Annotated in this window: 24 protein-coding genes and 1 pseudogene; 12 read left to right on the forward strand and 13 right to left on the reverse strand. The window is 34.6% G+C overall.

Annotation, left to right across the window (positions count from 1 at the left end):
• The 4 genes from AB4Y90_RS00370 to AB4Y90_RS00385 form a co-directional block, all read right to left on the reverse strand.
• A partial coding sequence (locus AB4Y90_RS00370; RefSeq protein ID WP_441555189.1) for a hypothetical protein occupies positions 1-191 on the reverse strand: 191 nt, incomplete at its 3' end.
• A gap of 68 nt (positions 192-259) precedes the next feature.
• Entirely contained in the window at positions 260-1,186 is a 927-nt protein-coding gene (locus AB4Y90_RS00375; RefSeq protein ID WP_441555190.1) for a hypothetical protein, read from the reverse strand.
• On the reverse strand, positions 1,179-2,507 hold the full coding sequence (locus AB4Y90_RS00380; protein ID WP_441555191.1) for a tyrosine-type recombinase/integrase: 1,329 nt from the start codon (positions 2,505-2,507) through the stop codon (positions 1,179-1,181). The genes AB4Y90_RS00375 and AB4Y90_RS00380 overlap by 8 nt, the downstream gene beginning before the upstream one ends.
• A 265-nt stretch (positions 2,508-2,772) precedes the next feature.
• Positions 2,773-3,267: a hypothetical protein gene (locus AB4Y90_RS00385; RefSeq protein ID WP_441555192.1), complete on the reverse strand. Its 495-nt coding sequence runs from the start codon at positions 3,265-3,267 to the stop codon at positions 2,773-2,775.
• Between the two features lie 313 nt (positions 3,268-3,580).
• Here AB4Y90_RS00385 and AB4Y90_RS00390 point away from each other — a divergent pair, with 313 nt between their 5' ends.
• The 5 genes from AB4Y90_RS00390 to AB4Y90_RS00410 are packed head-to-tail and all read left to right on the forward strand — an operon-like array spanning position 3,581 to position 7,610.
• Positions 3,581-3,820 carry an acyl carrier protein gene (locus AB4Y90_RS00390; RefSeq protein WP_002976354.1) on the forward strand — a complete coding sequence of 80 codons (240 nt, stop codon included), beginning with the start codon at positions 3,581-3,583 and terminating at the stop codon, positions 3,818-3,820.
• Between the two features lie 31 nt (positions 3,821-3,851).
• Entirely contained in the window at positions 3,852-5,096 is a 1,245-nt protein-coding gene (gene fabF / locus AB4Y90_RS00395) for a beta-ketoacyl-ACP synthase II (RefSeq protein WP_441555193.1), read from the forward strand.
• 10 nt (positions 5,097-5,106) lie between these two features.
• Positions 5,107-5,871 (forward strand): ribonuclease III, encoded by a 765-nt coding sequence (gene rnc / locus AB4Y90_RS00400; protein ID WP_441555194.1) that lies wholly within the window; start codon positions 5,107-5,109, stop codon positions 5,869-5,871.
• The gene (locus AB4Y90_RS00405; protein ID WP_441555195.1) at positions 5,849-6,322 is read left to right on the forward strand and encodes an IPExxxVDY family protein; all 474 of its coding nucleotides are present in this window, start codon (positions 5,849-5,851) and stop codon (positions 6,320-6,322) included. The genes rnc and AB4Y90_RS00405 overlap by 23 nt, the downstream gene beginning before the upstream one ends.
• Positions 6,315-7,610 carry a pyruvate kinase gene (locus AB4Y90_RS00410; RefSeq protein ID WP_441555196.1) on the forward strand — a complete coding sequence of 432 codons (1,296 nt, stop codon included), beginning with the start codon at positions 6,315-6,317 and terminating at the stop codon, positions 7,608-7,610. Before AB4Y90_RS00405 ends, AB4Y90_RS00410 begins: the two co-directional genes overlap by 8 nt.
• Before the next feature lie 47 nt (positions 7,611-7,657).
• Here AB4Y90_RS00410 and AB4Y90_RS00415 read toward each other — a convergent pair whose 3' ends face one another.
• The 3 genes from AB4Y90_RS00415 to AB4Y90_RS00425 are packed head-to-tail and all read right to left on the reverse strand — an operon-like array spanning position 7,658 to position 9,430.
• On the reverse strand, positions 7,658-8,203 hold the full coding sequence (locus tag AB4Y90_RS00415; protein ID WP_441555197.1) for a hypothetical protein: 546 nt from the start codon (positions 8,201-8,203) through the stop codon (positions 7,658-7,660).
• The gene (locus AB4Y90_RS00420; protein ID WP_441555198.1) at positions 8,175-8,669 is read right to left on the reverse strand and encodes a hypothetical protein; all 495 of its coding nucleotides are present in this window, start codon (positions 8,667-8,669) and stop codon (positions 8,175-8,177) included. Before AB4Y90_RS00420 ends, AB4Y90_RS00415 begins: the two co-directional genes overlap by 29 nt.
• Positions 8,670-8,692: 23 nt before the next feature.
• Complete coding sequence (locus AB4Y90_RS00425) at positions 8,693-9,430, reverse strand: hypothetical protein (protein WP_441555199.1); 738 nt, start codon at positions 9,428-9,430, stop codon at positions 8,693-8,695.
• Here AB4Y90_RS00425 and AB4Y90_RS00430 point away from each other — a divergent pair.
• Positions 9,408-9,623: a hypothetical protein gene (locus AB4Y90_RS00430; protein ID WP_441555200.1), complete on the forward strand. Its 216-nt coding sequence runs from the start codon at positions 9,408-9,410 to the stop codon at positions 9,621-9,623. The genes AB4Y90_RS00425 and AB4Y90_RS00430 overlap by 23 nt on opposite strands.
• Positions 9,624-9,650: 27 nt before the next feature.
• On the opposite strand, the gene AB4Y90_RS00435 is transcribed toward AB4Y90_RS00430, so the two are convergent.
• Together AB4Y90_RS00435 and AB4Y90_RS00440 are read right to left on the reverse strand one after the other, a co-directional pair.
• Positions 9,651-10,238, reverse strand: coding sequence for a DUF6705 family protein (locus AB4Y90_RS00435; RefSeq protein WP_441555201.1), 588 nt, complete (start codon positions 10,236-10,238; stop codon positions 9,651-9,653).
• 17 nt (positions 10,239-10,255) lie between these two features.
• Positions 10,256-11,851, reverse strand: a complete 1,596-nt coding sequence (locus AB4Y90_RS00440) for a hypothetical protein (RefSeq protein WP_441555202.1) — start codon at positions 11,849-11,851, stop codon at positions 10,256-10,258.
• Between the two features lie 176 nt (positions 11,852-12,027).
• Between AB4Y90_RS00440 and AB4Y90_RS00445 the strand changes: the two genes are divergently transcribed.
• Both AB4Y90_RS00445 and AB4Y90_RS00450 read left to right on the forward strand, forming a co-directional pair.
• A complete protein-coding gene (locus tag AB4Y90_RS00445; protein WP_441555203.1) occupies positions 12,028-12,429 on the forward strand; it encodes a helix-turn-helix domain-containing protein in 402 nt (133 codons plus the stop codon).
• Between the two features lie 239 nt (positions 12,430-12,668).
• Complete coding sequence (locus tag AB4Y90_RS00450) at positions 12,669-13,052, forward strand: DNA-binding protein (RefSeq protein ID WP_441555204.1); 384 nt, start codon at positions 12,669-12,671, stop codon at positions 13,050-13,052.
• 35 nt (positions 13,053-13,087) lie between these two features.
• Here AB4Y90_RS00450 and AB4Y90_RS00455 read toward each other — a convergent pair whose 3' ends face one another.
• The 4 genes from AB4Y90_RS00455 to hutI all read right to left on the reverse strand — a co-directional run bounded on the left by AB4Y90_RS00455 (position 13,088) and on the right by hutI (position 17,873).
• Positions 13,088-14,380 carry an aldehyde dehydrogenase family protein gene (locus AB4Y90_RS00455; RefSeq protein WP_441555205.1) on the reverse strand — a complete coding sequence of 431 codons (1,293 nt, stop codon included), beginning with the start codon at positions 14,378-14,380 and terminating at the stop codon, positions 13,088-13,090.
• 234 nt (positions 14,381-14,614) lie between these two features.
• Positions 14,615-15,529 carry a formimidoylglutamase gene (gene hutG, locus AB4Y90_RS00460; RefSeq protein ID WP_441555206.1) on the reverse strand — a complete coding sequence of 305 codons (915 nt, stop codon included), beginning with the start codon at positions 15,527-15,529 and terminating at the stop codon, positions 14,615-14,617.
• Positions 15,530-15,538: 9 nt separating this feature from the next.
• Positions 15,539-16,645 (reverse strand): DUF695 domain-containing protein, encoded by a 1,107-nt coding sequence (locus AB4Y90_RS00465; protein WP_441555207.1) that lies wholly within the window; start codon positions 16,643-16,645, stop codon positions 15,539-15,541.
• Between the two features lies 1 nt (position 16,646).
• Positions 16,647-17,873, reverse strand: coding sequence for an imidazolonepropionase (gene hutI, locus AB4Y90_RS00470; RefSeq protein WP_441555208.1), 1,227 nt, complete (start codon positions 17,871-17,873; stop codon positions 16,647-16,649).
• 199 nt (positions 17,874-18,072) lie between these two features.
• On the opposite strand from hutI, the pseudogene ruvB reads away from it, so the two are divergent.
• The 4 genes and pseudogenes from ruvB (at position 18,073) to AB4Y90_RS00490 (ending at position 20,947) form a co-directional block, all read left to right on the forward strand.
• A pseudogene (gene ruvB / locus AB4Y90_RS00475) lies at positions 18,073-19,010 on the forward strand (Holliday junction branch migration DNA helicase RuvB).
• Between the two features lie 108 nt (positions 19,011-19,118).
• On the forward strand, positions 19,119-19,346 hold the full coding sequence (locus AB4Y90_RS00480; RefSeq protein ID WP_441555209.1) for a four helix bundle protein: 228 nt from the start codon (positions 19,119-19,121) through the stop codon (positions 19,344-19,346).
• Between the two features lie 96 nt (positions 19,347-19,442).
• The gene (locus AB4Y90_RS00485) at positions 19,443-20,054 is read left to right on the forward strand and encodes an FMN-binding negative transcriptional regulator (protein WP_441555210.1); all 612 of its coding nucleotides are present in this window, start codon (positions 19,443-19,445) and stop codon (positions 20,052-20,054) included.
• A gap of 26 nt (positions 20,055-20,080) precedes the next feature.
• Positions 20,081-20,947, forward strand: coding sequence for an MBL fold metallo-hydrolase (locus tag AB4Y90_RS00490; RefSeq protein WP_441555211.1), 867 nt, complete (start codon positions 20,081-20,083; stop codon positions 20,945-20,947).
• Positions 20,948-20,954 lie beyond the last annotated feature (7 nt).

Consider the following 20,954-nt stretch of genomic DNA (forward strand, 5'->3'; position numbering starts at 1 on the left):
CTCCACTCATGTACAGTCGGCTTTGTAATCCCAAAACGATTACAAATATCGTTTGCAGAAAGATATTCGTGAGATCTTGGAATATTATTCAACACAGCTCTTACATCACCACAAACACTTTGCGAAATCTTATCAACCACAATTTGAAGATTTTCTTCAGAAATTTCCATCTCAACTTTTATTTTTTCCATTTACTTTATTTTTTATGAAGCAAAATAAGGTGTAACAGTTTTTAAAAAGTGAAGAAAACTGTTATTTCTTAATCAAACCATGAAGGTTCCTTTAATCTTAGTTGAGGTAGATACTTGCAACGCGTTAAGGGAAAATTCATTTCCGTAAGTAATTTTATTGCCTTTTTTACATTACTTTTTTTATAAGCTGATTGAGAAAGAGTATAATCAGGAAAATAATTGTCAGCCGTAAGAATATTCTTAATATTGTTTTTAGTACATGGATTTTTAACTTTGAATTTTTTGTATTTATTATTAATGATACGAGAAACAATATCCGCTAATTCGGAATTTGTCGATGTCCCTTTGTATTGATCAAGCTGCCTTGTTTCATTTAAGATAATAAACTCAACCTTAACATCTATTGTAACTTCCTCTGATTCGGCAGGAGGTAAATTATAGGAGTAATAAGAGGAGATAGGGATTTTAAACTCCGAAAAATTATTAAGTTGACTATTTCGCAGTGACAGATAACTTAGGACAGATAAAGAATAAGATTCTTCAAATTCTAAATATTCATGAAGAAATCCAGAATGTTCAAATGATTTTAAGATTTCATCTTTTGTAAACACTTCTTGTTTACTTAAAATTTCTGTAAGCTTTCTAGTTTTGAATAAATGAAGAAGAGTATTCCATGTTTTGAAATTATGCGGATTTAAATGTGACCATTTGTCTTTAAATTTATTCTTTCCGTCAATGAATCTATTCATGTACTCTTCATTATAAAGAATTTCCACTAACAATTTCTCATTTTTTAATAGAAATTTATAAAGATTTAAATTATAATTCGTAACCTCAACTTCGTATTTTGGATGAAAATGAGAGTAAAACGGCGTAATTATAAATCTTACATCTTCATGTATTCTATAAATTATTTCATTAAAATAATTAGCATCTACGGCGATGCTGTGCACAATCCTAATACTTTCGTCGATCGATGCTAAAGTACTACCCATTACTACTTTTTAAATTTTCTTTTACTTCAACACTTTTTTGTTCTTCTTCCTCCCAATATGTAAACATCTGCATTGATAGGTCATTGAAATCTTTACCAATATAATTTAAAAACTCTTTTTCAGTCTTATGYCCAGTTACAGCCATAATAACAGGAGTAGGCATTTTTGCATAATTATGTGTAGCAAACGACCTCCTGCAAACATGCGAGCTTATGATATCATGTAAAGGGTATTGTCCATAATCATATCTCTTTGTGTTGTAATTCCATTTCTTACCCCAGTCTAAACGATTCAAATCGGCTTGCTTAGCAATTAGTTTAAGACTTTCGTTGAAAATCGTTTTAGCACTTTCAATGTTGTCAGAAAATGACACCGGAAACTCACCATTTCGGAGATTGAGAATATCTAAGACCTGTTTCCTTAGTGGTATTAAAACAGGATGCTTTGTCTTTTGTTGACTAAGGTTCAAACACAACCTCCCTTCTTTCAGAATTAACTTTTTCTTGTTCATTTTTAACAGATCAGAAGCCCGTTGTCCGGTGTAAAACCCTATTATTAGCCAATGTTTTGCAGCCTCCAATTTAGGATCTAAAAAAGTAATGCTTGCGATAGAATTCAGCTCGCCTTCTGTGATAAAAATCGTTGGAGTGTCCGTTGTATAACCTTTAATATCTGAAAGAGTACTACTAGTCTGTAAGCCTAACGAAGTAGCATGCCCTATAATTGTTTTTGGATACTTTACATACCTCCCAATTGTACCTTTAGCAATACCCTGATTCTCTAAAAATAACTCAAACTTATTTGACATCTTAATATCATAATCCGACACTTTTGGGCGCAAATTAAGCGAATCCACAAATTCAAGAATTTTCTTAATTATCGTTTTTTGCTTTTTAACTGTAGAAGCAGAAATCAATCGACCACGATGCTTTCTAAAAGGAAGAACCTCCTCCTTGTAGTGCTTTAGATAATTATCCAAATAATCCATTTGTTTAATTTTCCTACCTCCAGTATAATATGCTTCAATAATTTCTTCAAGCCACTTACCATTAATAACTTCCGAGTCATTTCTCTTACGATATTCTGAAAGAATAAAATTAGATAGTTCATTCAGCCTAATTTTTAAGTCTTGATGCTCCTTTAAAACTCTCTCCGTTCCAGATTTTAAATCAATAGGAAATTTCTTTTTTATATTCCAATGCTTTGAATTGATTGRTTCGCGAGTTTTACGTTTAAATAAGCTCCCTCGCCCAACTGAAAAATAACAGTGGATAGTGGCGTTGTTGGAATCGGATTGAAGAAGATATGTTACTGTTGCCATAGCACTACTAAAATATTTTTAGCAAAGTTAATAGTTAGTAAACATTTAGTAAACATTTTTAAGAATTATTTTTACCTCATCTTATAACATCTTACTTAATACAAAAAATAAAAAACCTCAAATACCTAATTATCAATCATTTGAAAATCACACATAAAACACGTAAATAAATTAAATACAGATAGAATAAAGTATTATAGTCCCTCCAACTCCACAAAAAAACAGGAACACTTGAAATGTTCCTGTTTTTTTTATTAATTATCAGCTAAACTTTTAATCCAATTTTTTTCAACGCTGTTGTCGAAAGAAAAACAGCATCAAAACCCAGAAGAGACTCTATCGTAGTATAATGCTGAAACTTACCGTCAACCTTATTGAAAGACAATTCAATAACTTCATTATAAGCGGCTACAATTCTGATAACCGAAAAACCATTATATACAACCCGAAAACCATCAAACAGACACTTATTCTCCGCTCTGCTGTAATATTTATATTCATCAAGCATTGAAGGTGAATCGTTTCCATCCAACATTTTATTGTGAGATAAAGATTTCCAGTCTGAGTAATTTTTAGGCTCCTTCAAAATATTACCCAGGTGATCTGTTGGTACAAACATTTCAAGCGACAAAGGTGTCTTAAGAAATTTAGCATAATTATTCATCACCTTAAGTGTATGAAGATCTGCATATCCTTCATGAGAATAATATTCAATTACAAAATCCGTCATCGGAACCAACATATGAGCAGCAGTCGACATTACTATTTATTTTTAAAACGCAAATATAAAGCATAGAACTACTGTTTTTCAGCTATGAATCTATTTTAAAATCAATCAAAATAACCTTACATCTTAATAAGTAAATTACTTGCCATAAATATCTCGAAGCAAAGTCAGCAATATTTTAAAATTCAATCAAAAAACACAACGAATATAAAACACTGATTACGAAAAGACTACCTCAAAATATAATAAATAATTACCACTCACCCGACAAAAAAGGTTAAAAAAATGTTTTATCGTAAAGAATTTTATATATTTGCACCATCTAACAATAAAAAATAAATTTACTATGTCAGACATTGCATCAAGAGTAAAAGCTATCATCGCTGATAAGCTTGACGTTGAAGAAACAGAAGTAACTCCTGAGGCTAGCTTCACAAATGATTTAGGAGCAGACTCACTAGATACAGTTGAGTTAATCATGGAATTTGAAAAAGAATTTAACATCCAAATCCCTGATGACCAAGCTGAAAAAATTACTACTGTAGGGCACGCTATCGCTTATATAGAAGAAGTAGTAAATAAATAATATTCTTCAACAAAGAAAATTTACAAAATTTATGGAATTAAAAAGAGTAGTTGTAACTGGTTTTGGCGCAATAACACCCGTCGGTAATAATGCGAATGAATACTGGGAAAGTCTTGTAAAAGGCAAGAGCGGAGCCGCTCCTATTACTCTTTTTGATGCCACAAATTTCAAGACCAAGTTCGCCTGCGAGGTGAAAAACTTCAATCCATTAGACTATTTCGATAAGAAAGAGGCTAAAAAAATGGATAGAAACACCCAGCTTGGGCTGGTTGCTGCAAGAGAAGCAGTGAGCCATTCAAGAATCATGAAAGACAATGTTGATAAAAACAGAGTCGGAGTGATTTGGGGATCAGGAATTGGTGGTTTAGAAACTTTCGAAACCGAAGTTTTGGGCTGGGCAAATACAGACATCCCAAGATTCAACCCTTTCTTTATTCCTAAAATGATTGCGGACATTACACCGGGGCATATCTCTATAGAATATGGTTTCCACGGTCCCAATTACACTACAGTTTCTGCCTGTGCATCATCTGCAAACGCATTAATTGATTCTAAAATGCTTATTCAGCTCGGCAAAGCAGACGTTATCGTTTGCGGAGGCTCTGAAGCTGCCGTTACGGCAAGTGGTGTTGGAGGATTTAATGCAATGATGGCACTGTCTACAAGAAATGACGATCCTACAACAGCTTCAAGACCTTTTGACAAAGACCGAGATGGTTTTGTTTTGGGTGAAGGAGCAGGATGTATCATTCTTGAAGAATACGAACACGCTGTGAAGCGTGGTGCAACAATTTATGCAGAATTATTGGGTGGCGGTATGAGTGCAGACGCACATCACATGACGGCACCGCATCCTGAAGGTTTAGGAGCTTATTTAGTAATGAAAAATTGCTTGGAAGACGCAGGTTTAACTGCTGATGAAGTAGATCATATCAATATGCATGGTACATCTACTCCATTAGGAGACATTGCAGAATCAAACGCAATTTCAAGATTATTGGGTGAGCATGCTTACGACATTCAGATTAATTCTACAAAATCAATGACGGGTCACCTTTTGGGTGCAGCCGGAGTTATTGAAGCAATTGCTGCTTTAGGAACTATTATTCATGGTATTGTTCCTCCTACAATCAACCATTTTACTGATGATGAGAACATCGACAGCAGACTTAATTTCACATTCAACGAAGCTGTAAAAAAAGATGTAAAAGTTGCCATGAGTAATACTTTCGGATTTGGTGGACACAATGCTTGTGTTCTGTTTAAGAAAATCTAATTATTACTGAATGGAGTTACAGAAATACTTTTCTAAATTCCTTATCAAAAAAAGAAAAAGACAACTTACGGAAAGAGACTATTTCCTGAGCACAGAACTAAATAAAATTTTAGGGATCGAGGTTCAAAATGTCAGCTTTTACCGTGAGGCTTTTTCAATTAAAACTTCTTCTAAAAATCAGGAAAGCAATTACGAAAGGCTTGAATTTTTAGGAGATTCCGTTTTGGGTACAATCGTTTCGTGCCATCTGTTTCAAACTTATCCTAAAGCGAATGAAGGATATATGACGCAGATGAAATCTAAGATTGTAAACAGAAAGAATCTCAACAAATTAGGAGAAGATTTAAAGCTTACCGATCTTTTACAAAAAAACAATCATACGGTTGCTTTAGGAGAAAACATCTCAGGAAATCTCTTTGAGGCGCTGATTGGTGCTGTTTATCTGGATTTTCAATACGATATTTGCAAAAAAATCGTTTTGGATAGACTCCTTACGCCAACAGAAATCAATAAGCTTGAAAATAAGATCGTAAGCTACAAAGGTCTTTTGCTGGAATGGAGCCAGAAAAAGAAACTCAATATAAAGTACGAAACCTGCGAAGAAATTCAGGTCAATAAATCTGTCGTCTTCCGATGCCATGTCTGGCTGGGAAATGAAAAGATTTCGAACGCCACCGAAACTTCAAAGAAAAAAGCAGAAGAAAAAGCTGCACAAAGAGCATTTTATATTTTAAATAAAAAAGAAAATATACTTGGAAATTCAAAAACTTTATGATCTCGACGATATAGAATTTGAAGATATTACCATCGCCTTGGTAAGATTAGTAAAACATATACCGGATCATGAGTTTTTTTTCAAAATTAATCAAATCAACGATTTAAAATTTTCAAGAATAGAAGACCTTGTCTTTAACGGGTCTTATTATGATTTTTATTTTCCCAGGTTTGAAGCTTATCACAAGCATACCAAAACCTGTTTTACTTTTATTTCCAACAAATCTTCAGAAAGTAATCAAAAAAAATTACAAACTGAACTCTTCGCAGAAGAAGAAAACATTAAATTTTTATTAAATAATCATCCAGAAGTAGAATATATTCTGCACAGTTCGGAACAGTTTCCTGATTTTTCCGTAATTTTGCTGGCTGAAAATCTTGCATTTCCGATTCAAGATTACAATCTGAGTTCTGAAGAAGAGCTTTATCAAATAATACAGTATTATGAATAAGTATTTAAAGAAGACAAAAATTATTGCAACACTTGGGCCTGCTTCATCTTCGAAGGAGGTAATGTTAGGATTGATGAGAGCGGGTGTTGACGTTTTTAGAATAAACTTCTCTCACGCCGATTACGATTTAGTTCGTTCAAATATACAAATCATCAGAGACCTTAATAAGGAATATGGTTATTCAGTAAGTATTTTAGGAGATTTACAGGGCCCGAAATTGAGAGTTGGTGTTGTAAAAGAAGGGTCTTACCTTAACCCGGGAGACATTCTTACCTTTACCAACGAAAAAATTGAAGGAGATTCCACCAAAGTTTATATGACTTATCAGCAGTTTCCTCAGGATGTAAAAGTTGGAGAAAGAATCTTAATTGATGACGGTAAACTTGTTCTTGAAGTTCTTGAAACCAATAATGTAGATACCGTAAAAGCTAAAACCATTCAGGGTGGACCATTGAGTTCTAAAAAAGGAGTAAATCTTCCGAATACGAATGTTTCGCTTCCTGCTTTGACAGAAAAAGATATTCAGGATGCCAACTTTATGATGGATATGGAAGTAGACTGGATCGCTCTTTCATTCGTACGTCATGCACAGGATATTATAGAAGTTCCGATGGAAGAAGTTCCTGCGATCCAGAAAAATTTGGTTGAAAGAGCAAGATTCTATTCAAAACCTGTAATTATCGCAACCCAGATGATGGAAACGATGATCAACAGCTTAACACCAACCAGAGCAGAAGTAAATGACGTTGCCAACTCAGTATTAGACGGGGCCGATGCAGTAATGCTTTCGGGTGAAACTTCTGTAGGAAGATATCCTGTTCAGGTGGTAGAAAATATGGCAAAAATTGTGAAGAACATCGAAATGACCAATTTCTATCAGCACAAAAACGAACCTATCGAAAAAGATTACAACTGTATCGACGAGCGTTTCATTACAAACAGGGTTTGTCTTGCTGCCGTAAGAATTGCGAAAAGTACCAACGTTACCGCAATCGTTACACTTACAAGTTCAGGTTACACAGCGTTCCAGTTATCGGCACACAGACCAAACTCTCACATCATTGTTTTCAGTGGAAATAAAAGAGTTATCACGATGCTGAATCTTCTTTGGGGAGTTCGTGCTTATTATTATGACATGAATAAACCAACTGATGAAACCATTATTCAGGTAAATATGTTGACGCACAATCACGGTTATATAGAAACCGGAGATTTTGTAATCAACATTAATGCAACGCCGTCTTACGAAGGTGGAAAAACAAATACTTTGAGATTAACGACAATTTAATTATTGTTTTTGATATAAATGAAAACCTCCCGAAATTCGGGAGGTTTTCATTTATATCTTTTTTCAATAAAAATACTTATCTCGAATTGTGTTTTTACAGGAAAACCAGAATTTATTGCAGAACGCCATTGATTTAATTYTTTAGATTTAAACATTTCTTCAATTTGTCTTTTACTGTCTTCGTCTGTATATTTTAGAAATTCTGTACTCTCAATATTATTTTGCTTACCAATTGTAACAAGTATTTTATTTTCTCCTTCTTTTGACCCAGCATTTACTTTAAATTGATCGAAAATTATTTTTCTGAATTCTGTTACACCTGTTTTAAAGTTAGCGCTAGAAGATGACTCACATATAAAACAATTGCGACCTTCTCTTTCACATTTCTCTGAAAACTTTCTTGCATCTTCTTGTAATTTTTCAATTATTATCGCTTCTTCTTTTGTAGGAGGTAATACCTTTAGGTTTTCTAACGTTGAAAGAAAATGCACGAGTCTTTTTTTTCTAATACTACAATTAGTAAATAAACTAAGTAGTATTATAAAGAAAAATAATTTTTTTATATTATTTCCCTGACCAATCACTACTATCATAACCATTTACACCAACAAACTTAATCTTCTCAATCTTCATATTAGAGAAAAACTGAACAAAAGTATTGTTCCACACTCCATAATTTTGCATTACCATACTTTTTATCTGGCTGGGAATTTCATTTTCAAAGGTAATTGATATCCAAGGATATTGATAGTTAAGATCTGATGCAGCCCCCCACATATCGTCATCTTCGAAAAATAACCTTAAAACATAATATTTTGATGCCGGATCTTCTTTATATCCATAGCCTAATTTAACAACTGTAATATTTTTATTTAAAAGTTCATTATAGAAGTTCGAAAAGTTCTGACCGTAGAACTGTGTTTTATTTACAGCAATCGTATTGAGTTTAGGAACTACGCCATTGTAGAATGTGATATAATCACTTGAATTTTGTGCTTTGCAGTTATAGATCAATAATAAACTGATTGACAGGAATATTTTAAAAATTATATTTTTCATAATTGATATATTTAAAATTAAATTTAAGGACATTTTGAAATTTTCACTCCTTCTTTTACCTTTCCACCACTATTAGGAACAGTTATTTGCTGTACGTTAGCATTAATTTTTTTGAGATTGCCGTTTGCATCAGTTTTGGCAATACTTATGCCTGCATTATATTTTTCTAAAATATAAGCAAATCCCACAGCACGACTTTCATAATTTTCTCCAGATGAATTTGTAAATCTACCTTCGGAAGCGTGATTTTCTGCTCTGTAAAATTCTTTACCTAAAGGGCTTTCTTCTTTAATACCATGTGTTTTAGGATCATAATTTTCACTTTCCGGAAATTGGTTTACAAAATCCTTTGCTAATGCAGGATTGTCAATTACAAAAGCATATACTTCCGGTAATCCACCGTAATTCCCATACACATAACGGTACCTTAGAGCAGGGCTGTCTTCCAAAGCTTTTATCATTTTATACAAGTCACCTCCTGATGGTACTCCCGGGTTTCCTGCATGAGAATGTCCATCTGCAATATATGTATTCATTAGCTGAGAAGAAGGGACAGTTCCTTTTGTGGAGTCTTGCTCTATAGCGGGTGTTACTTCGTAGCCATCAGGTTTTTGTCCAATTGCTACAGACCATTCTTTTGGTGCATTTATTTTCCCTTTCAACACCGCATCCATTTTGGTTTGCACTTCAGGGTTTTTCAAAACATTATTAGCAGCGGTGATAGAAGCTTGTGTTTTTTTGCAAGGATCAGTTATATTCAAATGTGGTAGATTCGGTAAAGTAGGTGTTCCTGGATTACAGCCTTCGTTTCCTCCAATAGTAGAGTTCGGGTCTTGTGGCTGGGAAGGAATAGTTCCTTCACATGGATTTTCAGGATTTGTTGCTCCGCTACTTCCCGGAGGATCTATGGGAGTGGTTGTTGCCAGAATTTGGGTTAAAGCTTACCGATATTAGAAAACCTCCAAAATTGGAGGCTTTATATTACTGCTTTGTAAGGATCATTTCCATCGGGAAAGTACTGCCTCCTTGTGGCATTTCAGCAGGAATCTGTATGCCATTTCTAATAGTGATGACATGCTCTCTTTCAAACATATTCATTTTTATTTGAGTAGGGGATATATTTTCCAAAAGAACCTCAAATTCTTTATACTTTTTATAATCATTGAATGCTATAGATGCTATTTGAAAGTGACAGTTTAAAATGAACATTACTTTCATTCCATAGTCAGTTGATAAATTTGTATCTGAAGAGGTATCGGCTATTATAGTTCCATTTTCTTTGTAAGTATAATAGCCAACTAAACGATCTTCATAATAATTATCATTTCCGGTTTCACGATAATGATGTTTAACCTGTTTTATTAAAGTCAGAATAAATTCTCTATTTCCACTTGACCACTTCCATACGCCTTCATATTTATTCATCTCATTCGTAGTATCTTTAAGATAATAATCTCCGGTACTATGATCGTATTTTTTATTACAGTTTGTTAGTGCAATGATGTTATTCTGCGCTTTACATTGCACAGAAAAGAATATAAGAATTGATAACAAAAATATATTTTTCATAATTATTCATTTAGATGTTATGGTTGAGGACATGGTATTTTTTGAATACTTCCATCCGGATTCTGTATTAATTTCTTCCATTGACTATCTTCATATTGATATAGAAATACAGAATTTCCATTACCAAAATATGATGTATTAAGTACCCTCATCAGCATCTTTTCTGCCATATCAACGGTATAAGTTTGATTTCTGTTTAGTCCTCCATCATTTTCRTAAATTTTTAAGACCTTATTCTCTGCCAATGTCCTACCTTCTTTTGTATCTAAATTTATTCCATTAAATAAAGTGTCCAATACTGTAATATCCTGCATTCTTAGTGCATATGATGTTCCTTTAAAAGTTACTAAAAACATAGAAAATTCATTTTTTCTATAGGCAGCTAAAAACTTATAATGATCGTAAAAGGTCACCAGATCAGGATAGGAAAACATAGGAATTCCGCCGGGACAATGGTTATGTATTCCTGCTATATCATTCTGAGTTTGTATATTAATTGTCCGTTTTGTACCATCTATTTGAAAAGTTGATGGGCTCTGCTTAATCGAATAGGTTATTTTACCTTTATATTTTGTTACAATTACACTGGTTTCATGCGAATCAGGGTTTAATTGTGTTACTCTTTGTTTCAAACTATCCATTTTATGTTTGAATGCGGCATCATCTGTTTTTTCTTTTAATCGTTCACAATCAGTTTTAGGCTCTTCAAATTCTATAGGCTCCAGATTCGGTAAAGTAGGTGTTCCTGGATTACAGCCTTCGTTTCCTCCAATAGTAGAGTTCGGGTCTTGTGGCTGGGAAGGAACTCCATTTCCTTCACAAGGCTGGGTAGAAGGCGCTGTTCCACCACCTCCTTGATTTCCGCCGCCTTCAGACGGTATTGATGGAGTTCCACCCTCATCGTTACCTCCCACTGCTATGTCATTACATCTCCTTGTTACCGTAATTACCAGTACCGACTGAGTATCTGCTAAACACGGACCTCCTTCTTCATCTGCCAGTTCCCCATGATTATGTTCGTTACCGCTGCACATGGTGTAATAGGCATCTACATAATCATAGCAGACCACTCTTTCCATTACTTGTGGTGCATAAGTTCCGCTTTGTAGCAACTCTTTGGTTATTTTTCCTTTTAGATCTACCGCACCGTCTGCAAGCATCGTCTGCTTCTCCTGAGCGGTGAGGCTATAAGTAACCAGCTCTTCTTTCCAGCTTCCGTCTGATAAAGGGCTTAAGACAAGGTTCTCTACAGGAGCATTTTCAGGTTCATTTTCCCTGTTGATACGAAAGGTATAGGTATAAAAATCGGGGCCGTTTTCTATATAGATCACATTATCGGTATCGATAGAAACGCCGTTTCCGTAATTAACAATCTTACCGTGAGCATTAGTTTTAGAAAATGTCTTAATCTTCGCTTCAGCCTTATCAAGCTCGGTAACAAGCTTTTCTTTGTGCTTCGCTTCGTTTAAAGATATTCTTCTCGAGGTAAGCTGAAATTTCGAGCTGTTGCTGTAAGTGGTTTCCTGCTCGGGAAGATGGTCTGTTCTGCAGGAGGAGATACTGATTGCGACCATAAGAATCAGGCAGAGCCTGAGAAGTAATTTTTTTTCCATTGTCTTTTTTTGTGGTTTTTAGAATCTAAATATATAAAAAATTCTTTTTAGCAACAATAGCATTGCTGTTTTTCAAAAGTAATTGTAATAATACATACTTTTAATAAGTTTACTTATAAAATCGATAAGTGATCTTATAATCGTAAAAAGATTAGTATTTTTGAAAAAAAATTGCAATGAGCTTAGGGGTAAAACTTAGAAATCTTAGACACAGTAAGAATCTCTCACAGGCGGAAATCGCCGACAGGTTGAGGGTTTCCCAACCTGCCTATCATCTTTGGGAAACAGATCAGGCAAAACCAACTACAGATAACCTGCTGAAAATTTCTGAGATTTATAATATAGATCTTTATAATTTATTAGATACAAAAGATCAGAATATTGTTAATCATAATCCTGTCTTCAACGATAATAGTTCAGTTCAACAACAGTACTATCCTACGATCAACAATATGGCTCCTCCAGAGTTGCTGGAAAGTCTTGTAAAGAATCAGGAGCAAATTACATTTCAACAGCAACAGATTACCCAACTGATAGAATCACAAAACAAGCTTATAGAAAGTCTTTTAAAGAAATAATATTTATTCCTTTTTTACAATACAATAATCACCTTTTAAAATTAGACGTGTAACTTTATCAATTTACACGTCTAACTTCATCAAATGAGACGTCTAATTTTTTTAAGTTAGACATCTCATTTTCAGAGATACTATTCTTAATTTGTAGATGTTTATCTACAGGCGTTATTTCGTTCGTTTTTTTATGTACATTAGTATCACAGATGAATATATGTTTAACACAAAAAAAATGAAAAAAAATGGCTATCAAATTTAAAGTTGTACAGAAAAGAAATCCTCAAAGCCCTGATGATCCGCAAAAATACTATGCCGACATTATAGGCGACGGCACAACAACTCTTTCAGATCTCGCCAAATATGCTTCTACAGTTTCCACCGTATCAAAAGCCGACATTCTTGCCGTACTTGAAAGCACATTTTCTAAAATTGCAGATGATGTAGCCGACGGAAAAATTGTATACGTAGGTGAGTATTTTACCTTACAGGCAGGTGGTTCCAGCGAAGGAAAAGAAACCGCCGAAGAAGTAACTGCCTCAAGCATCAAAAGTGTAAAGACCATTTTCAGACCGGGAAAGATGATCAAAGATGCACTGAAGCTTGCAACATTTCAAAAGAAAGGATAAACAAAAACCTCCCGAATTTCGGGAGGTTTTTTATGTTATTTTCCTAAAACTGTTTTCGCCGTCACAAACTCTTTTAAAGCCAGTAAAGAAAGCTCTGTTCCGTAACCGGAAGACTTGGTTCCGCCAAAAGGAAAACGCGGATCAGAACTTGTCATTCGGTTGATGTTTACCGTTCCCGATTCAAGATTATCAATAAAAAACTGTTGGCGTTCTTCATTTTTCGTCCAGACTGCATTAGACAGGCCAAAAGGAATATGATTGGCAATTTCCAAAGCATCATCATCATCTTTTGCAATCATAATCATTCCTAAAGGACCAAATAATTCTTCCTGCAGAATAGGATTTCCCTCTTCTACCCTGATCAATCCGGGATTAAACTCATTTTCAGAAATTCTTTCAAGAGGAATGATCGCTTCTGCACCATGATCCAAAGCTTTCTTATATTGTTTTTCAAGATCATCTGCAAGATCCGGTCTTGCCATTCCTGATAATTTGGTCGTTTTCAATTTAGGATCAGCAGGAATATATTTTTTATATTCTTCAATAAATTTCGGAAGAAAATCAAACTCAATATCTCTCTGGATAATAAATCTTTTGGCTGCAACACAGGTTTGTCCGCAATTCTGAAGTCTCGCCAAAGCACCTACTTTTGCGGCTTCATCAAGATCGGCATCGTCTAAGACAATGAAAGCATCGCTTCCGCCCAATTCAAGCAAAGATTTTTTGATATTTTTTCCGGCGGTTGCTGCTACTTCAGCTCCTGCTTTTTCGCTTCCGGTGAGGCTTACCCCTTTGATGGTTTTATGTTCTAAAATTTCTTTTACTTCGCCATGTCCCACCTCAAGATTCTGGAAAACACCTTCCGGAAAACCGGCTTCAATAAAAACTTTTTCAATCGCATTACCACTTCCGAAACAGATGGATGCGTGTTTTAAAACCACTGTGTTTCCTGCCAGAATTGCAGGCGTTGCAAATCTCAAAACCTGCCAAAACGGGAAATTCCACGGCATTACTCCAAGAATTACACCTTTTGGTACATAATGTATTTCTGAGATTTTATATTCCGATTCTATTTTTTCCGGCCTTAAAATATTTTCAGCTTCGGCATAATAATTCATCATTAAAGCGCACTTCTCAACTTCAGAAATAGCCTGAGAAATAGGTTTATTCATTTCATTAGTAATGATTTCGCCAAAGGTTTCAGATTGAGATTTTAAAATTTCTGCAGCTTTTGCAATGAGTTTCTGCTTTTCTTCAAACGGAACTTTCTTCCATTCCTGAAAAGCCTGGTCAGCTTTTAACAGCTTGTTTTCTATTAAATTTTCCATGTTAAATTTTCCATTTTTAAAGATCCAGCAATGAATCTTTTGCTTTTGGACAAAGCATTTTTAAGGCAACAAATACTGTTCCTTATAACGTATATAATTACTGATAAATTCTATGAAATGTATTTATTATAGCTAAGAATTATTTAATAAAATATATCTCTCGCAGATTAAGGAGATTGAGCAGATTTTTTAAGTAATAAATCAGCGTAATTAGCTTGATCTGCGAGAAATTAATTAAATCATCAACCATTCATTTGCAAGACTTGCAGCCAGTCTTGCGGTACGATCCTGAATATCATAAGCCGGATTGACTTCTGCAATATCCAAAGCAATCAGTTTTTCATTTCTTAAAATATGTCTGTAAAGATGCATAAATGCCGCATCTGCAAAAATACCATTGTAAGCCGAAGCAGAAACTCCGGGTGCAATTGAAGCGTTGAAAACATCCATACAAATCGTCATGTAAAGAAAATCTACCGATTCTGCCAATTCGTTAACCCTTTCGTAAACTGACGGAAGGTTTTCGAAAAACAGTTCATCTGCCAAAATATATTTCATTCCAAACTGATGAGCGGTATCAAAAAGTTTCAGAGTATTCGAATTTCTCTGAATTCCGATATGCAGAGAATTGATTTCACCTTCCTGGGCAATTTGCCAAAAACCTGTTCCGGAGCTTGGTCCCACTCCATTTTCAGGTTGTCTGTTATCAAAATGTGCATCGAAATTGATGATCCCAATCTTCTGTTCCTGAAAAGCCGTTTTCACCCCACGATAATGACCAAAGGTAACTTCATGACCACCACCAAGAACCAAAGACTTCCCTCCTTTCAATAAAACTTTAGAAACATTTTTTGCCAGTTCGTTCTGTGAATTTTCAAGATTTCCGTCTTCACAGGTAATGTTGCCAAAATCCAGAAGCGAAAAATCAGGGCTAATCACCGGAAAGTTGGCCATATTTTTTCTGATGACATCCGGTGCGTCTTTTGCACCCTGCCTTCCTTTATTTCTGCGAACGCCTTCGTCAACGGCAAATCCGTGTAAAACGAAATCATTCGCTGAGATTTTATCGTAATTATTTTCTGTTTTTACTCTCTGAAATATTCTGTGATAAAGTAATTCTTCACCATCAAGTCTTCCTTGCCAAATCATGCTTTTAATTTAATTTTTATTTACATTATAGCGTTCAAAACTCTGCCAGTATTTGTCTTTAAAAATTTCGAGGGCCATTTTATATTCGGGATGATCTTCCATTATTTTTTTCAAAACTTTTGAAGGCTTCCTGAAATCTTTACTTGCAAAATAACTTTCCTTCAGGTTATCTGCACTTTCTCTCCCGATGTATAAATGACCGTCTTCTATTTTTAATTCTTCAATAATCTGCTCTTCAATATTGCTTAAAATTTCGTAATCTTCTTTTTCGGGAAGTCCGTTATTGTTTTCCCCGTTGTACTGAACTTTTAAAATAGAAATCCACGGGTAAGAAGCTTTTGAATCGTAGTTTAACAAAGAAGTATTGATCGCTGCAATAAGAGGCGAACCATTTTGCAATGTCGCTTCAAAAACAGAGAACTGATCTTCTTCGCTGAAGTTTTTTACATTTTTATATTTCTCCGTAAATTCTCTTTCACGCCAAGATAAGAAGTCTTTCAGCTTCGTAATAGGAACCAGTTCTTTCTGCGCATTCTCTTTCCCTATTACGTTAAAAGTATCGATCTGAGTGGCAAAATTTAATTCTCCTAAAAAATTATCTAAAAAAACGCAGACTCCTGTTACGATCGAGTTTTTGTTTTCATCATTTAAATCTTCATAAACAAAAGTGATGTCTATTTCGTCAGGATAACCTTCAATTTCGTTCTCATAAAAGAAAATATTTTCGCTAGAGAATTTCCTGCCATCCATTTCAATTCCGCTGGTGAGATTCATTTCCGGCTTCAAAGCAGTAAATTTCCAACGGTCAATCTTTGGAGCAACGGCAATAATCTCTTCTGCAAAAATTATATTTTTAATATCACCTTCTACAGTGATAATCAGTTCTGCTGTGGAATCATCGCTCATTCCTGCAAGAAAATAGTATCCTGCATTTAGCTGTTTTAGTTTTGGAGCGATAAGATCAAAAAAGTCATTTTCAATATTATTCTGGTTTTTTACAACCTCAAAAAACTCTTTTTCTTTCGTAATAAACCAATCCCAAAAATCTTTATACCCTTTAATTTCGATCTCTTGCTCTTCTTCGTTTTTACCAAAAAGCTTATTGAAAATCCCCATATTATTTTACTTTAAATCCATCGATATAAACATGCTCTGCATTTAAGCTGCCCTGATTATAAAGAACATTCTGAAAATTATTGGTTTTATAGGTTACAAAATCTGCCTTTAAACCTTTCTTTAAACTTCCTCTGTCTTCCAAACCTAAAGCAAAAGCCGAGCGAAACGTCATTCCCGCCAAAACTTCTGCGGTTGTTAACTTTTCAAATGTTGCCAAAATAGAAGCCTGTGTAATTAAATTTCCCATCGGTGCAGAACCCGGATTCCAATCGCTTGCAATCGCGACAATGGCTCCTGCATCCAACAATTTTCTTGCAGGTGTAAACTTTTCACCTAATCCTAAACTAGCTCCCGGTAAAGCTGTTGCTACCGTATCTGATTTTGCCAAAAACTCAATATCTTTATCGATGGTCGCTTCGAGATGATCTGCAGATTTTGCGCCAACTTCAACGGCAATTCTGGAACTTCCCGGTGTAAACTGATCGGCATGAACCGTAATTTCAAAACCTAAATCTCTACTTTTAAGCAAGAAATCTTTACTTTCTTCCGGTTGAAATGCTGATTTTTCAATAAAAATATCAACACGCTTTGCCAAATTTTCTTCTTTTACTTTTGGTAAAATTTCGTTTAAAATATATTGTAAATATTCTTCGTTACTTCCTTCAAAATCCCTTGGTTTTAAATGCGCAGAAAGACAGGTCGGAACTAAAGTTGCCTGAGTTTTTTCCTGAGCTTTTTTAATGATGTGAAGCATTTTCAGTTCGTTTTCAACATCTAAACCATATCCGCTTTTTACTTCAATGGTTGTAATTCCGAGAGAAATTAAAAAATCGATTCTTTCCAGTAAAGTCTTCAGCAATTCTTCTTCTGAAGCGTTTCTTGTATGCTGTACCGAACTCCATATTCCACCGCCGCTTTCGGCAATTTCAAGATAAGTTTTTCCTGCATTTCGCATCGCAAAATCATTGGCGCGGTTTCCTCCAAAACAAATATGGGTATGAGAATCTACAAACGCAGGAAGTACGATTTGCTTGTCTTCAATTGTTTCGATTTCTATATTTTGATTTTCAGATTTTAAAGTTTCAAAATTTCCTATTTGCTGGATTTTATTATTGTTAATTAAAATTCCACCATCAACAATAATTTCTATTTGCTCATCAGAAATTTTTCCTCTTAAGGGAAGGTTTGCAAGTGTAACAACCTGCTTGAAAGGACCAATTAATTTCATTAATTTTAGGTTAAGATTGAGGTTGAGGTTAAAAACTCAACTTATAAATTTTCTCTCTCAAAATTACTTAAAATATATCAATCTTGTAAAATGATAAAAGGTCGAGCGTACAATCTTAATCTAAACCTTAACCTCAGCCTGAAATTAATCTAAATCTTAACCTAAATTTCCTATCTTTACGGTAAATGAAACTGAATTAATGCCCGATTTTTTACATCCAGACAAAGACAATTATTCTCGTGATGAACTCATGCAGGATGAGCAGATTCGTCCGCAGAGCTTTAAGGATTTCGCAGGACAGCGAAAGACCTTAGAAAATCTCGAAGTTTTCGTTACCGCTGCCAAAAGACGTGGCGGAGCGCTCGATCACGTTTTGCTTCACGGTCCTCCCGGATTGGGAAAAACAACTCTTGCCAATATTATTGCGAATGAACTTGATGTAAACTGTAAAATTACATCGGGTCCTGTTTTGGATAAACCAGGAAGTCTCGCAGGTTTGCTGACCAATCTTGAAGAAAACGATGTGCTTTTTATTGACGAAATCCATCGTCTTTCGCCTGTCGTGGAAGAGTATCTGTATTCTGCAATGGAAGATTATAAAATCGATATTATGCTGGAAACCGGTCCGAATGCAAGAAGTGTTCAGATTGGATTGAATCCTTTTACATTGGTAGGTGCAACAACGAGAAGCGGGATGCTGACAAAACCAATGTTGGCAAGATTTGGTATTCAAAGCAGGCTTGAATATTACACAATCGAGCTTTTGTCTATGATTATTATCAGAAGCGCAAGAGTTTTAGGGGTAAAAATTTATGAAGATGCAGCCATTGAAATTGCTAGAAGAAGCCGTGGAACTCCGAGAATTGCCAATGCACTCTTGAGAAGAGTCCGTGATTTTGCAGAAATAAAAGGAGATGGTGAAATTGAAATAGAAATCACCAAATATGCTTTAAATTCTCTAAATGTAGATGAATTCGGGTTGGATGAGATGGATCTGAAACTTTGGAGGAAGTTTATGAGCCGTTTTTAATTCAGGAAGGATTTATCATCAGAACTCCGAGAGGAAGAGAAGTTACTGAGAAGGCTTATAAACATTTGAATATTGCGAGGCCAAAAAATCCGGGAGAGCTTTTTTAATGAATAATTAAAAATGAATAATTAATATCGGAAAATGGAAAGTAGTTTTCAGGAAAAGGATAATATATTCGAAATAAATCTTTTGATTTTTCAATTAGAATTATCAACTTGTATAAAGTTCTTTACCATGAAAGAAATGAAAAAACTCTTTCAAAGCAATTGCTTAGAAGCGGAACTTCAATTGGAGCAAATATAGAAGAAGGTATTGCCTCGTTTAGTAAGAAAGAATTCATCTATAAACTTCAAATATCATATAAAGAAGCTTATGAATCTTTTTTTGGATTAAGCTTTTACATAAAACAGAGTTCATTAATGATACAGAATTTAATTCTCTAAAAATAAATATTGAGGAAATCATAAAACTATTAACTACAATTTTAAAAACTTCCAAACAAAATCCTTAATTATTCATTCTTAATTTTTAATTATAAAATGTTTATTCCTAAATTATATAAAAGTGAAGATTACGATCTGATGAAAGAAATCATCAGAGAAAATTCTTTTGCTTTATTAATTTCCTCGGAGGATAAAATTCTTGCGACTCATGCTATGATGATGCTGAATGAAGATGATCCGGAAAATATTTATATTGAAACTCATATTTCAAGGGCAAATCCGCAGGCGAAAACCCTGACGAATGGAGATGAAGTTCTTTGCGATTTTTTGGGAGCACATACTTATATTTCGAGCAGTTGGTACGACCACATCAATGTTTCGACATGGAATTATGAAGCGGTGCAGATTTATGGGAAAGTTGAGCTGATGAATCAGGAAGAACTGTATAATCATTTGGAAAAACTGACTTATAAATATGAAAGCTTTCAGCAATGTCCGATGATGGTGAAAGATATGGGAAAAGAGTTTGTAGAAAAGGAAATGAAAGGTGCTTTTGGAATCAAAATAATTCCTACCGAGATTTTCATTAAACAAAAACTGTCTCAAAACAGAAAAGAAAACGATTTCCAGAATATCATCACAAATCTTGAAAATGGTGATGAAAACGGAAAACGGATTGCCGAAAAAATGAAACAACTGAAAAAATAAACAACATTATAAAAATCTAATATTATATGAAACTATATCCTATACAATGCGGAAAATTTAAGCTCGACGGCGGAGCGATGTTTGGAGTCGTCCCAAAGAGTCTGTGGGAAAAAACAAATCCTGCAGACGAAAGAAATTTAATCGAACTGGGAACCCGCTCCCTTCTTGTGGAAGACGGTAAAAAATTAATTTTAATTGATTGCGGTCTTGGAAACAAGCAGGATGATAAGTTTTTCGGGCATTACTCGCTTTGGGGTGATGATAATTTAGATAAAAACCTTCAGAAATACGGTTTTGTAAGAGAAGATATTACCGATGTTTTCCTGACACACCTTCATTTTGACCATTGCGGAGGAGCTATCGAGTGGAATGATGATAAATCCGGCTACAGACCCGCTTTTAAAAACGCACAGTTCTGGACCAACGAAAATCACTGGCAATGGGCAACTGAACCCAATGCGAGAGAAAAGGCAAGCTTTTTAAAAGAAAACATCATTCCCATCCAGGAAAGCGGACAATTAAACTTTTTACCGCTTCCCACAACCGGAAATTACGGATTTGCACCGGATTTAAAAATGGATGTCATTTTCGTTGATGGTCATACAGAAAAACAAATGCTTCCAGTGATTCAGTATCAGGAAAAGACAATTGTTTTTGCAGCCGATTTAATACCTACAACAGGACATATTCCTCAGGTTTACGTGATGGGTTACGATACAAGACCTTTATTGACAATTGAAGAAAAAGCAAAATTTTTGAAGCAATGTGTAGACAATGATTATCTGTTGTTTTTTGAACATGACGCTCATCACGAACTGGCAAGCTTAAAAATGACAGAAAAAGGAGTGCGTCTTGATGAGACTTTCACTTTTAATGACGTTTTTGGATATTAATTTTGAT

The organism is Chryseobacterium sp. 2TAF14, from assembly GCF_052115105.1.
GTDB lineage: Bacteria > Bacteroidota > Bacteroidia > Flavobacteriales > Weeksellaceae > Chryseobacterium.

Coding starts and splice junctions, on each gene's coding strand:
- AB4Y90_RS00450 (WP_441555204.1), top strand. CDS start 12,669: ATGGCTATCAAATTTAAAGTTGTACAGAAAAGAAATCCTCAAAGCCCT.
- AB4Y90_RS00465 (WP_441555207.1), bottom strand. CDS start 16,645: ATGGGGATTTTCAATAAGCTTTTTGGTAAAAACGAAGAAGAGCAAGAG.
- AB4Y90_RS00485 (WP_441555210.1), top strand. CDS start 19,443: ATGTTTATTCCTAAATTATATAAAAGTGAAGATTACGATCTGATGAAA.
- rnc (WP_441555194.1), top strand. CDS start 5,107: ATGGAGTTACAGAAATACTTTTCTAAATTCCTTATCAAAAAAAGAAAA.
- AB4Y90_RS00445 (WP_441555203.1), top strand. CDS start 12,028: ATGAGCTTAGGGGTAAAACTTAGAAATCTTAGACACAGTAAGAATCTC.
- AB4Y90_RS00375 (WP_441555190.1), bottom strand. CDS start 1,186: ATGGGTAGTACTTTAGCATCGATCGACGAAAGTATTAGGATTGTGCAC.
- hutI (WP_441555208.1), bottom strand. CDS start 17,873: ATGAAATTAATTGGTCCTTTCAAGCAGGTTGTTACACTTGCAAACCTT.
- AB4Y90_RS00390 (WP_002976354.1), top strand. CDS start 3,581: ATGTCAGACATTGCATCAAGAGTAAAAGCTATCATCGCTGATAAGCTT.
- AB4Y90_RS00420 (WP_441555198.1), bottom strand. CDS start 8,669: ATGAAAAATATAATTTTTAAAATATTCCTGTCAATCAGTTTATTATTG.
- AB4Y90_RS00385 (WP_441555192.1), bottom strand. CDS start 3,267: ATGTCGACTGCTGCTCATATGTTGGTTCCGATGACGGATTTTGTAATT.
- AB4Y90_RS00490 (WP_441555211.1), top strand. CDS start 20,081: ATGAAACTATATCCTATACAATGCGGAAAATTTAAGCTCGACGGCGGA.
- AB4Y90_RS00410 (WP_441555196.1), top strand. CDS start 6,315: ATGAATAAGTATTTAAAGAAGACAAAAATTATTGCAACACTTGGGCCT.
- fabF (WP_441555193.1), top strand. CDS start 3,852: ATGGAATTAAAAAGAGTAGTTGTAACTGGTTTTGGCGCAATAACACCC.
- AB4Y90_RS00455 (WP_441555205.1), bottom strand. CDS start 14,380: ATGGAAAATTTAATAGAAAACAAGCTGTTAAAAGCTGACCAGGCTTTT.
- hutG (WP_441555206.1), bottom strand. CDS start 15,529: ATGATTTGGCAAGGAAGACTTGATGGTGAAGAATTACTTTATCACAGA.
- AB4Y90_RS00435 (WP_441555201.1), bottom strand. CDS start 10,238: ATGAAAAATATATTTTTGTTATCAATTCTTATATTCTTTTCTGTGCAA.